The 12,168-nt window shown below is 65.2% G+C and carries 12 protein-coding genes and 1 pseudogene; 8 read left to right on the top strand and 5 right to left on the bottom strand.

The features are described from left to right. Window positions 1-24: 24 nt before the first annotated feature. Window positions 25-564, bottom strand: coding sequence for a DUF1684 domain-containing protein (locus CP556_RS23610; protein ID WP_098728034.1), 540 nt, complete (start codon window positions 562-564; stop codon window positions 25-27). Window positions 565-675: 111 nt separating this feature from the next. Then, window positions 676-1,116 carry a thioredoxin family protein gene (locus CP556_RS23605; protein ID WP_098728033.1) on the bottom strand — a complete coding sequence of 147 codons (441 nt, stop codon included), beginning with the start codon at window positions 1,114-1,116 and terminating at the stop codon, window positions 676-678. Between the two features lie 353 nt (window positions 1,117-1,469). Here CP556_RS23605 and CP556_RS23600 point away from each other — a divergent pair, with 353 nt between their 5' ends. From CP556_RS23600 to CP556_RS23585, 4 genes and pseudogenes are all read left to right on the top strand, one after another. Next, window positions 1,470-1,838 carry an SHOCT domain-containing protein gene (locus CP556_RS23600; RefSeq protein WP_098728032.1) on the top strand — a complete coding sequence of 123 codons (369 nt, stop codon included), beginning with the start codon at window positions 1,470-1,472 and terminating at the stop codon, window positions 1,836-1,838. A 4-nt stretch (window positions 1,839-1,842) separates the two neighbouring features. Continuing rightward, window positions 1,843-2,082, top strand: coding sequence for a sulfurtransferase TusA family protein (locus tag CP556_RS23595; RefSeq protein ID WP_098728031.1), 240 nt, complete (start codon window positions 1,843-1,845; stop codon window positions 2,080-2,082). A 1-nt stretch (window position 2,083) separates the two neighbouring features. Beyond that, window positions 2,084-3,216, top strand: a pseudogene (locus tag CP556_RS23590) (NAD(P)/FAD-dependent oxidoreductase); the annotation flags it as partial. A gap of 8 nt (window positions 3,217-3,224) precedes the next feature. After that, window positions 3,225-3,872, top strand: coding sequence for a helical membrane plugin domain-containing protein (locus CP556_RS23585; protein ID WP_098728030.1), 648 nt, complete (start codon window positions 3,225-3,227; stop codon window positions 3,870-3,872). A 321-nt stretch (window positions 3,873-4,193) separates the two neighbouring features. Here CP556_RS23585 and CP556_RS23575 read toward each other — a convergent pair whose 3' ends face one another. Both CP556_RS23575 and CP556_RS23570 read right to left on the bottom strand, forming a co-directional pair. Then, entirely contained in the window at window positions 4,194-4,550 is a 357-nt protein-coding gene (locus CP556_RS23575; RefSeq protein WP_098728029.1) for an SHOCT domain-containing protein, read from the bottom strand. A gap of 457 nt (window positions 4,551-5,007) precedes the next feature. Continuing rightward, a complete protein-coding gene (locus CP556_RS23570) occupies window positions 5,008-5,385 on the bottom strand; it encodes a DUF8147 domain-containing protein (RefSeq protein WP_098728028.1) in 378 nt (125 codons plus the stop codon). A 128-nt stretch (window positions 5,386-5,513) separates the two neighbouring features. Between CP556_RS23570 and CP556_RS23565 the strand changes: the two genes are divergently transcribed. The 3 genes from CP556_RS23565 (at window position 5,514) to CP556_RS23555 (ending at window position 8,038) form a co-directional block, all read left to right on the top strand. Further along, window positions 5,514-6,218, top strand: coding sequence for a DUF2270 domain-containing protein (locus CP556_RS23565; protein ID WP_098728027.1), 705 nt, complete (start codon window positions 5,514-5,516; stop codon window positions 6,216-6,218). Window positions 6,219-6,414: 196 nt separating this feature from the next. Next, complete coding sequence (locus CP556_RS23560) at window positions 6,415-7,323, top strand: universal stress protein (protein ID WP_098728026.1); 909 nt, start codon at window positions 6,415-6,417, stop codon at window positions 7,321-7,323. Window positions 7,324-7,573: 250 nt separating this feature from the next. Then, window positions 7,574-8,038 carry a pyridoxamine 5'-phosphate oxidase family protein gene (locus CP556_RS23555; RefSeq protein WP_098728025.1) on the top strand — a complete coding sequence of 155 codons (465 nt, stop codon included), beginning with the start codon at window positions 7,574-7,576 and terminating at the stop codon, window positions 8,036-8,038. A 322-nt stretch (window positions 8,039-8,360) separates the two neighbouring features. Here CP556_RS23555 and CP556_RS23550 read toward each other — a convergent pair whose 3' ends face one another. Next, on the bottom strand, window positions 8,361-9,434 hold the full coding sequence (locus CP556_RS23550) for a CNNM domain-containing protein (protein WP_098728024.1): 1,074 nt from the start codon (window positions 9,432-9,434) through the stop codon (window positions 8,361-8,363). A gap of 147 nt (window positions 9,435-9,581) precedes the next feature. On the opposite strand from CP556_RS23550, the gene CP556_RS23545 reads away from it, so the two are divergent. Then, window positions 9,582-12,158, top strand: a complete 2,577-nt coding sequence (locus CP556_RS23545) for a calcium-translocating P-type ATPase, PMCA-type (RefSeq protein WP_098728023.1) — start codon at window positions 9,582-9,584, stop codon at window positions 12,156-12,158. The last annotated feature ends 10 nt before the right edge of the window (window positions 12,159-12,168 follow it).

Below are 12,168 nucleotides of genomic sequence, written 5' to 3'. Positions count from 1 at the left end.
TCTGGTATGGACGTGTTCTACGACTCAGTGAAACGCCTGTTCGCCGGCCTCGATCGGGACCTCGAGCCAGTTTTCCGTCGGCGGGAGCGGACACTCGTATCGATCGGAGTAGGCGCACGTCGGGTTGTACGCCTCGTTGAAGTCGAGGACCCAGTTTCCGTCGTTCGTTCGATGGCTGTCGTACTCGAGGTCGAGATATCGACCGGCACCGTAGGTCTCGTCGCCGCTGGTCGTATCTCGGAACGGGACCCAGAGCCGCTCGTCGTCCGGATCCGCCTTGTAGGCCTGCAGTGCGACGTCTTCGCCGTCGACGGTGAACCGGAATTCACCCCAGCGCAGGTACTCCCGCTCGCCGTCGGTGCTCGTCCCGACGGTGACCGATTCGGGGTCGTCGTACTCGTCGAGGGGGAGTTGGAACCGGTAGTCCTCGTCGATCGGGTAGTACTCGAGGCCGTCGAACGACTCGCGTTCCGCGTCCGGGATCGGCGAGTGCGGATCGTCGCCGAAGTACCGGTCTTTCTCTTCCCGTTGCGTTTCGATCGCTCGTCTCCAGTCAGTGGACATGGGTGAACGTCAGTATGTCGTGGTCGCGTCGCCGGTCCCGTGTCGGGAGTCGGACCGGGGGAACTGTTCTGGTGGTCGCTATCGTCCGCCGTGAGCCGGGTCGGCGCTTCGCTACGCGTGTTGCTCGATCAATCCCTCGAGCGTCCCGCGGTCCTGGGCGCCGACCGTGCGTTCGACCGGCTGGCCGTCCGCGTAGAGGACGAGCGTCGGGACGCCGCGAGCGCCTAGTTGCTGGGCGATCTGCTGATGAGCGTCGACATCGACCTTCGCGACCGCAGCGTCGGTCTCCACGGCGAGGGCCTCGATCGTCGGCTCCATCATCTGGCAGGGGCCACACCAGTCGGCGTAGCAGTCCACGAGGACGACGTCGTGCTCCGCGACGACCTCGTCGAGGTGGCCCTGACCCGTGATCTCGATCGGCTCGTCGGGCGTGGTGCCCTCCCCGCCGGCATCGGCCGCGTCGAGGCTCCCGCCGTTCTCGAGGCGCTCCTGCAACTCTCGCTTCCTCTGTTCGCGGATCCGTTCTCGTTCGTCGTCGATGGACTCGCTCATCGGTCGACGGTACGGGCTCCACGATTATAACGATTTTGTGTATCGAGGACAATATTGAACCGGCGGAGCGTCCGGGGTTCCTCGCCGCGGCGACGTGACCAACTGATCGATGCTCGCGGCGGTCGTCCCGAGCAGCCCCGAACGGAGGGAAATACTACTCCTCCCGACACGGATCCTGTTGGGGAAGGGTGCCCGATGCGATCGCTCACTGCGGATCCGTTACGGAACGATCCGGTGAGCGGGAATCTGCTCGAGACCGGTTGCCGGGATATATTTATCGCCTATTCCTGCACAGGTGGTTTTTTCGATAGTGGCATTACTATACAATACTACTCTTCGAGTGTGATCGAACGATGACCGACCCATACGAAACGATCGGGCGGTATGCGAGCCGAGCGACAGCCTTCGGCGCCGTCCTCCTCGTCGCCGCGACCGCGACGGCGTCCGCACAGCCCCACGGCGGCGGTACCGGCGGAGCGATGGGCGGCTGGGGAGCGTTCGGCGGCTGGATGTTCCTCTGGCCATTCGTCCTGCTCGGCCTACTAGCCCTGCTGGTCGTCTGGGCCGGCAGTCGGCGCCGGGGTGACCGAACCGACCGCACCGACCGCGCCGACCGCGCTGACCGATCCGACCGTGCGCTCGAGGAACTCCGCGAGCGATACGCACGCGGCGAACTCTCGGAAGAGGAGTTCGAGCGACGACGACACAACCTGTACCCCTAGACCAATGACTGACGCACACAATCCGGACGTAACGATCGACTCACGAGACGCAACGTGTCCCGGCCCGCTAATGGACCTCATCGGGAAGGTGAAGAATCTCGATCCCGGCACCGTGGTCGAACTCCAGACCACCGAGCGCAACTCCACGACGGACGTTCCGGAGTGGCTCGAGGAGGCCGGCCACGACTTACTCGAGATCGAGGAGCGCGACGAGTACTGGAGTATCTATCTGGAGGTCAACTGAGATGCACCGAATCGCTATCGTCGGCGGCGGAACGGGCGGGACGGTCCTCGCGAATCGGCTCGCAAGCGAGCTACAGAGTGAGATCGAGGCCGGGGAGGTCGAGGTCCGGCTGCTCACGGCCGATCCGAACCACGTTTACAAGCCTACGTTCCTGTACGTGCCCTTCGGGAAGAAGACGGTCGACGACGCGAAGCGGCCGATCGAGGAGCTGGTCGACCGTCGCGTCACCCTGACGATCGAGGAGGTAACTGGCGTTGATACGGATCGAAACCGCCTGTCGTTCGCCGATCGGACGACCTCGCTGCACTACGACCAGCTCGTGTTGGCGACCGGCGCGACCCTCGAGCCCGAGGCCGTCCCCGGACTCGCCGAAGGCGGCCACCACTTCTACGGCCCCGACGGCGCCGAGCGGCTCCGGGACGCACTCGCCGACTTCACCGAGGGCCACCTCGTCCTGAGCGTCGTCGGCGTCCCGCACATGTGTCCGGCGGCGCCCGTCGAGTTCCCGCTGATGGTCGACGCCTGGCTCCGCGAGCGGGGCCGGCGCGAGGACGTCGAGATCACCTATACGTACCCGATCAACCGCGCCCACGGCCTCGAGTCGGTCGCCGACTGGGCCACCGACCTGTTCGAGGAGCGTGACATCTCCCTCGAGACGTTCTTCAACGTCGACGAGGTCGACCCCGACGCGGAAGTCATCGAGACGGTCGAAGGGAACGAACTCGAGTACGACCTGCTCGTGGCCATCCCGCCCCACCGGGGCAGCGATCTTGTGACCGACGCGGGGCTGGGCGATGACGGCTGGGTCGACGTCGATAGACACACGCTCGAGGCCACGGCGGCCGAGGACGTCTACGCGATCGGCGACGTCGCGGACGTCCCCACGAGCAAGGCGGGCAGCGTCGCCCATTACGAGGCAGGCGTCGTCGCCGATCGGATCGCCAGCCGCGCCCGCGGACGGTCCCGACGGCGACCTACGACGGGAAGACCGTCTGCTTCCTCGAGGCCGGAATGGACGAGGCCACGTTCATCGAGTTCTCCTACGGCGAGGAGCCGTACGTCCGCGAGCCGTCGAAACCGCTCCACTGGGCGAAACTCGGCTACAACGAGTCCTACTGGCTCACCGCACGGGGTTGCTGTAGATGTCCGAACCTGAATCCGAACCCGCGCCGGAAGCCGCCGAGGACGCAGCGACCCTCGAGGATCTCGTTGCCGACAACCCCGACGAAGTCGCTCGATTCCTCGAGCGCCTCGGCGTCGTCAACGAACTGCTCGACACCGCGGACCTCGCGACCGCCGCGATGGACGACCGGATGGTCGAGGAACTCGCTGGAACGGCGACGAACCTCGGCGCCGCGGCCGACGGACTGGCGACGCCCGAAGCCGCGCGACTCGGCGAGGCGACCGGCGAGAACGCCGACGAGTTGGCCGACGCGATCGAGACTCTCGCTCGCCTGCAGCGGTCGGGCACGCTCGACGACCTGCTGGCGATGGCGGACCTGCTCGCGCTCGCATCGAATGCGATGGACGACGACATGGTTACGGACCTCGCGGCGACCGGGACGCGCCTCGGTGAGGTCGCCGACACTGCGACCGACGACGACGTGGCCCGGACGCTCGAGGACGTGCTCGAGGCCGTGGGTGAAGCGGGTGACGAACCGACGAAACCGCTTGGTGTACGCGGGCTGGTGCGTGCCCTCAGAGACCTCGACGTTCGGCGGGGTCTGGGGTTCGTGATCGCCATCGCTCGCAATACGGGGCGGAGGCGACGGGAGCAGTCCGAGCGATAAGGTCCGCCACTGCATTCGCCTCGAGTATCAGCGCGAAATCCGTCGAACTTCTCGCACGCCAGACTCGATACCACGATCGGCGACGGTATTATCGGCTCGCGACGTGTTCGTGCATGACTTCGAGGGGAACGCCAAGTCGGGATGAACCAAGAGCTATGGTCCGTCCAACATAGGTATATCGGAGCGAAGAATCCGTTCTCGGTCGGCTCACGCCGCGATACCGACACAGATGGCCGCCCCCGACATCGGAGCCCGACAACAAACGAGGACACTGTCGGCCGGAAGAGGCAGCGTTCGGCCCGGCATGCGTCCACCAGCGTACTACTTCTCCCGTCGCAATCGTTCGCGGCGCTCCTCGAACTCCTCGTCCGTGAGGTCGCCGCGGGCGTAGGCGGTTCTCAGTTCCTCGAGTGCAGGATCCGCCCGTTGCCCGCCGGACTGGCGAACCGCGCTGTACAGGAGATATCCGAGACCGAGTATGACCAGTAACGGGATGATCGACATGAGCGGCCACATCCACGTGGCTCCAGTGCCGTTCCACATCCCGCCGTCCCACATATGACCCCCGCCCCAGACGCCCATCATGGGCATCGTGATCGCCATCATGAGAACCGGCAGGAGAAGGATCGCAACGATAACGATCAACAGTGTCCGAATCAGAGAATCGTCGGTTGCCATATATCCCCCTTTGGTTGCCACAGCCTTGAACGGTATGGTGGATACCGGTCACTGAAAACTGGTCGTCTGTCTGCGTCAGGGAAAGCAGTCGGTTTTCCGCGACGGCCACGCTCGAGCGTCGGACTCGGAGTCCGTACAGCAGCCGCCGTCGCGCTTCGAATTCGTCAGGGGCGATCTCGAACTCACCGTCCGACATGGTCGGAATACCCGCCTCGTAGAGGGAGCGGGCGACGAGCAGCGAGCCCGCGAGCGCGATCGGAAGCGCCCAGCCGAGGAAGAGAAAGTGCAATGCGCCGGTCTCAATCCACGGGTCGGGGATGCCGAGTGGCACGCCGAACAAGATGAACGGGGCAAAACTCGCCGGGCCGAGGATCCATAGCTGCACGACGAACACCTCGGCGCTCGTGGGCGCACCTGATGATACAGGCCGGGTTCGGTTCCAGTTTCGGGTCGCCGATCAGACTCGGCGGGCACGAGCGCGGCCGCCGTCGCGGCGGTAGACTCCGACGGCGGTTATCAGACCGACGACCGTGCCGACGACGATGGTCAGTGCAGTCCCGATCGGAAGGAGCAGTCCTGCGACGATCGCTACGAGAACGGCCATCGCGAAGGCGCCAAACGAGGACGCGATCCGCCGCCGCCGTTCCGGCGCGCCGTCGGCGTCTCCCCAAGCGACGAGGCCACCGGCGACCGCGCCGGCGACCAGCCCTGCCGGGATACCGACCAGCAGCGAGAATTCGATGCGCGACTGGAGAAGTTCTGTCACCGTAACGGTGACGAGCAGGAAGGTCGCCAGGCCGGTGGCGACGAGACGACCGATCGATCCGAAATTCATGTGTATCACTGGGACAGACGTGTCGGTACGGGATATACTCGAGTCCACATTCCTCCCAGCTGAGATTCAGCCTTCGCGCGGCGGAATCCACCTCGCTTTTCGTCGTCGCTCGAGAACGATCAACAACGATGGACAGAGAGTCGACGAAAGACGTCGATCCGAACGACGCAGAACACCGGGAGATAGGGGCCGGCCTCCTGGACGAAGACATGGGACCGAGTTCGGCCATGGCCCACCTCTACCGCGGCGAGATCCACCGGATGAAGTTCTGGCGCGAGCGGCTCGATCAGACGACGTACTGGGCGATCGTCGTGATGAGCGCGATCCTGACGTGGTCGTTCTCGAGTCGGAACAATCCCCACTACGTCGTGTTGCTGGGTGCGGCGGCAGTGACCGCGTTTCTGGTCATCGAGGCCCGTCGCTACCGCGGGTACGACATCTGGCGCGGACGCGTCCGAACGTTCCAGAAGAACGTCTTCGCGTACGGGCTCGACCCCTCCGCCGGTGTCGTCGATCCGTCGTGGCGCGAGAAGCTGAGTCAGGACTACCGACGACCGACGATCAAGATCTCAATCGAAGAGGCGATCGCCCATCGCCTGCGGCGGATCTACCTGGTTCTGTATACGATAATCCTGGGTGCGTGGGTCATCCGCGTCACGTCGTTCGCCAGCCGATCGTGGCCCGAAAGCGCCGCAATCGGCGAGATCCCCGGTCTCCTCGTCTTTGCGGTGGTCGCCGCGTGCTACCTCCTCGCCGTGTTCGTCACGGTCCGGCCGCGAACGTGGGAAGCCGAGGACGAACTCCACGAGGCGGAGATCGGCCGGCACCGCTGAGCCGGGAGCGACGACACCGGTCGGGGCGGAGCCGGAACGTGCCCCACACCGGCTGCGCCGCTTTTTCGAGGTACCCCTGCAGTTTATCCCCGTTTCTCGCGTATCGGACGGTCATGGGACGCCGCGAGACGGAACGACGACTGTCACGGGCGAGAATCGGACCTGAACCCCGAAACGCGACGGCAGGTGTCCGAACGTGACCGCTCCCGAAACGAGCGCGACGTTCGATCGCCTCCTCTTCCCAACCGACGGCAGTGAGGGGGCGGCCACCGCGCTCGAGCACGTCCTCGATATCGCTGCCGAACACGGGTCGACGGTGCACGTTCTCACCGTCATGGATACGGTGCTGTACAGTCCGTTTCAGATGGAGGGCGACGTTGTCGATGCCCTCGAGCGGGAGGCCGACCGAATCGTGCGCGACGCCGCCGACCGAGCAGAGGGCCGGGGAATCGACGCGGTCACCGCGGTCGAGAGGGGAGAACCGTATCGGGAGATTATCGACTACGCAGCGTCGCACGATATCGACCTCACCGTCATGCCGACGCACGGACGTCGGGGGCTCGAGCGGTTCCTGCTGGGCAGTACCACCGAGCGCGTCGTCAGGCGTGCGGACGGCCCTGTACTGACGATACGCCCGGACGCCGAAACCGAGTTGACGTATCCGTACCGACACGTGCTGGCCCCGACCGACGGAAGCGAGTGTGCGAGGGACGCGCTCGAGTTAGGCGTCGACGTCGCGAGCACGACCGGCGCGGCGCTTCACCTCCTTACGGTCGTCGACGTCGTCAGCGTTGGCGTCGACGTCCGCTCCGATATCAAAACGGCGATGCTCGAGGCGGCCGCGGACGAGATCCTCGACGAGGCGTCGTCGGTCGCGGAAACCCGTGGCGTCGAGCCGGCCGCTGAAACGGTTGCGTACGAGTCATCGGTCCAGGAGGCGATCCGCTCGTACATCGAGGAACAGGACATCGATCTCGTCGTCGTCGGGACCCACGGCCGGACGGGCTTCGATCGGTACGTGCTGGGAAGCGTCACCGAGCACCTCATTCGAACGGCTCCGGTTCCCGTCCTAACGGTCCGTGAATCGGCATCTGAGGGGTCGTAGTCGCATTCACGTCCCTCGGAAATCCCTCTTCCGAAACGTGTGCGTCGAAGAACGCTACTCGAGAGCGGACTCCCTTGGCGATGGGCGTGCGACGAGGTCGACGCGACGTCACCCTCGCCCGCTACACTCCGATAGCGTCGGCGGTAGCCCACCAACGATCACCGTTCGAGAGATCGTCCTGCAAGGCCGTCTCGAGGGAGACGGTCGACCGGGACCGGTTTTTTTCTCGCCTGACGTCGTACGATGCGGTATGTCACCAGACATCGGTGTCGAACTAGACGCCGAGGAGATCGACGCGTTTCTGCGGGAGCAGGGCCTCGGCGTACTGGGTATCGCGAAAGGCGGGCAGGCCTACACGATCCCGATCGCGTTCGCGTACGACAGCGGTTCGAATCGGTGTTTCTTCCGGTTCATAATGGATAATGACAGCACGAAACGATCGTTCGTCACGGAGACGAACGTCGCGAGCCTCACGGTCTACGAGTGGGCCACCAAAGATCAATGGAAGAGCGTCGTTCTCCGGGGACGGATCCGACAGGTCGATCACTCCGATCTGACCGACGCGGCGACACTGTTCTCCGAGGTCGGCGAAGAAGCAGCCCTCGAAGTGTTCAATAACCCGGTCTCCGAATACGAGACGGTGTGGTACGAACTGGACGTTACCGAAAAGACCGGCCGCGGTCAGTTCGTCGGATCGCGCGAGAGCGTCGTCTGATCGGTTCACTGACCGACACAGACGACAGTCACGCCGTTCGAAAAGCGCTCGCGGTTTCGAGCCAAGCAGAACTCGGAGCGTTCTGATGACGATGCTGATACCCAGCAGAAGGCGCGTGGAACGCATTCGTCTTGAAATCTCGAGCGTGACGGTTGACGTCTCGCTGCTATCGATGGGGAACGAGGACGAATTCGGCCATGTGACCCGTTCGAGTGGGAGCCGTGTATCCCTGTTCGTGGGTCGATCGTAAGCGACGTGGTCGCGATCCGAACGCTGCCGGTCGGCCTCCGTGGTGCGTTCGGCTGGCTCGTCCGGGAGTCGCTCACCGATGCCGGTCAGCCACGAAGTCCACCGTGTCGAGCGGATCGTCGAACGCACCGACCAGTTCCTCGAGCGCGTCCGTCGCCGTGAGGAGCCCGACGATGTCGCCGTCGGCTTCGACGAGTGCGAGTTCCTGATGGGCCGCCTGGAGGTCGTCGATGGCGTCACTGACGTGCGTGTCAGCAGAGAGCGTCATCGGCGGCGTCGCGAGGTCATCGAGCGTGACCGAACCGGCTCGGAGGTCGTCGATTTGGTCAACGACCGTCGGGACGTAGACGATGCCGACGAATTCCTCGGGTTCGTCCTCGATCAGCGGAAATCGCGTATGGGGACTCGATCCGATCCGGGCCAGGTTCTCCTCGACCGATGCCGTCCGCGAGAGAAAGACGATGTCGTCGATGTCGGTCATGACGTCCTCGACGGGCCGTTCGCCGACGGTGAACGCGTTGAGTATCTCCTCGCGCCGCTCGTCGGGGAGTTCGCCCCGCTCGAGGACGGACGCGAGTCGGTTCCGGAGGTCGGCCCGCGTCTCGATGATCTCGGTCTCGGTCTCGAGCCACGCGCCGGTCATCTCGATGCCGAACCGTCGGAGCGTCCACTTCGCGACCGCGTCGCCGAACCAGATGACGGGCGAGAGCAGCCACGCGTACCAGTACAGCGGTGTCGCGCCGTATTTCGCGACGAACTTCGTCCGCTCGACGCCGAGGTAGGTCGGCGTCTGTTCGCCGTGGGTGAGGTGAAGGAGGTTAATGATGACGAACGCGGTAACGGCGCCGGCGCCCGCGGACGCGAGGGTCGTGGTCTCGAACAGCGGACTGACCAGCGTCGCGAGGGCCGGCTCGGCGACGATTCCGACGGCGATGCTCGTCGCACTGATCCCGACCTGGCAGCTCGTGAGATAGACCTCGAGGTCGTCCGTCATCTCCCACGCCCTCCGGAGTCCCGGCTCGTCGAACACCGATTCCGGGTACTGTCGGACGCGGGTGAGGGCGAACTCGATCGCGACGAAGAAGGCGTTCGCGAGTATCAGCCCGATTCCGGCGAACAGCCTGAGACCGATTTCGAGGGAGTTCACTCGATCGGGGCTTCGCTTTAGCGTCGTATAAAATTGCCGTCACCTGTTTCACCGTGGGAACGCAAGCGCCGGTGACCGGCGTCCAGACGGCGGTCGAGAGTCCGGCCGGCGCATACAGCTATGGTGTTTCGGCTGTAAAATCGCGTCGTGTCCGAAGGCCCACATGAGCTGCCCGCCGAGCGCGTCGTCGAGCGGTTCGAGTCGAGACGCGACGGACTGACGGACGACGAGGTCCGACGCCGACTCGAGGAACACGGCGAGAACGACGTCGTTCGAAGCGGCGGACGGTCACCGGTCGACATTTTCGTCACGCAGTTCGACAGCGTCCTGATCTGGGTGCTGCTGGCCGCGGCCGTCCTCTCGGTCTGGGCGGGACACACCGTCGATGCAGTCTTGATCGCGATTATCGTGGTCGCCAACGGCATCTTCGGATTCGTTCAGGACTATCGCGCCGAGCAAAGCCTCGAGTCGCTGCGCGAACTGGCGTCCCCGACCGCGAGGGTTCGCCGGAACGGCGAGGTGCGCGAGGTTGACGCCACGGAACTCGTCCCCGGCGATATCGTCGTTCTTCGCGGCGGTGACGTCGTTCCCGCGGACGGCAGACTGCTCGAGGCGACCGACCTTGAGGCCGACGAGGCGGCGCTGACCGGCGAGAGCGTTCCGGTCGCGAAATCCGCAGCGCCGGTCGAGTCAGGGGCGCCCCTCGCGGAGCGCGAGAGCATGGTTTACAAGGGGACCAATGTCACTCGAGGGAAGGGCGTCGTGGTCGTCACCGGGACGGGGATGGCGACCGAAGTCGGCGGGATCGCTCGGGAACTCGCCGCGACCGAGGAGACGCGAACGCCCCTGCAAGATGAACTCGACGAACTTGGTCGGACCCTCGGACTCGGCGTTCTCGGTCTCTCGGCGCTGGTCGCGCCGTTGTTACTCGTGCGCGGAACGACCGCGGTCCAGGCCGCGCTGACCGCGGTGTCGCTCGCCGTCGCAGCGATTCCGGAGGGGCTGCCGGCCGTCGTCACGCTCACGCTCGCCCTCGGCGTCCGGAAGATGTCCGAAGAAAATGCGCTGGTCCGTCGGCTTCCGGCGGTCGAAGCGCTGGGCGCGGTCGACATCGTCTGTACCGACAAGACGGGGACGCTGACGAAAGGACAGATGACCGTCAGCAAACTCTGGGTGAACGACGCCGTGATCGACGTCGATTCGGCCGACACCGACGCTGCGGTGCGCGCCGACCGGACGGAACTCCTCCTGCGAATCGGCGCGCTCTGTAACGATTCGACGCTCGAGGACGACGGCGGCGATCCCACCGAACTGGCGCTGCTCGAGGTGGCCGATGGTCGCGGACTCGACCTCGACCGCCTCCGGTCCGACAATCCGCGGACCGACGAGGTACCGTTCTCCTCCGAACGCAAGTGGATGGGAACCGTCCACGACGACGTCGGCTACGTCAAAGGTGCGCCGGAGGTCGTGGTCGAGAACTGCGACCGGATCCTGACCGCCGACGGGGCGAAACCGATGTCCGACGATCGGCGCGAGCGAATCGAAACGACGGTCCGCGAGTTCGGCGACGACGCGCTCCGCGTGCTGGCGATGGCCTATCGCGACGACCCGGCCGGGGCCGACGACCTCGCTGACGGGTTGACCTTCGTCGGTCTGACCGGGATGATCGATCCGCCCCGCGAGGAGGTCGCCGATGCGATCGACGTGACGAAACGAGCGGGCATCGCCGTGAAGATGGTCACCGGCGACAACGTCCGGACCGCGCGGGCGATCGCGGAGTCGCTGGGGATCGGGACGGACGTACTCGAGGGCCCGGACATCGAAGGGATGGACGACGAGACGCTCCGCGAGCGAGTGGCGGCCGTCGACGTCTTCGCGCGGACGTCGCCCGAGCACAAGGTGCGGATCCTGCAGGCGTTACAGGCGCGGGGGAACGACGTTGCGATGACGGGCGACGGCGTCAACGACGCGCCGGCGCTGAAAAACGCCGACGTCGGCGTCGCGATGGGGATCCGCGGGACGGACGTCGCCAGACAGGCCTCGGACATCGTCCTGCTGGACGACAACTACGCGACGATGGAACGGGCCATCGAGCGTGGACGAGCAATTTTCGACAATATCTGGAAGTTCGTCGCCTACCTCCTCAGCGCGAACGTCGCGGAGGTGGCGATCGTCTTCATCGCCTCGCTGTACGGCTATCTCATCCTCCCGGCCGTGCAGTTACTGTGGATCAACCTCCTGACCGACGGACTGCCGGCGCTAGCGCTGGGCGCCGATCCGGAGAGCGGTGACGTGATGGAGCGGCCGCCGCGGGAGCCCGATCGAGGGATCATCGGGCGGCCGATGCTCGGACTGATCGGCGGGACCGGGGCCGTCACCACGCTCGTCATGCTCGCGCTCATGGTCTACACGCTCGAGGGAGCCGCCGAGGTGACGGCGTACGCGATGACGATGGTATTCACGGCGTTCGTCGTCCTCGAGTTCGGGAAGCTCTACGTCATCCGGTGGCTGCGTGAGACGCCGACGCTGTCGAATCCGTGGCTCATGGTCTCAGTCGCGGCGTCGATTGGTCTCCAGTTCGCGGTGCTGTACACGCCGCTCAACCGGTACTTCGGGACCGTTCCGCTCGAGCCGGCGGACTGGGGACTCATCGGCATCGTGCTCGCTGTGTGTCTGCCCGCCTACGTCGCGGTCGCCGCGCTCGTCCGACGAATCGATCGATGAAAGCGTCCCT

It is taken from the genome of Natrinema sp. CBA1119 (assembly GCF_002572525.1).
GTDB lineage: Archaea > Halobacteriota > Halobacteria > Halobacteriales > Natrialbaceae > Natrinema.
The sequence above is the reverse complement of the archived record's forward strand: the minus strand, read 5'-3'. Positions and strand labels throughout refer to the sequence as shown.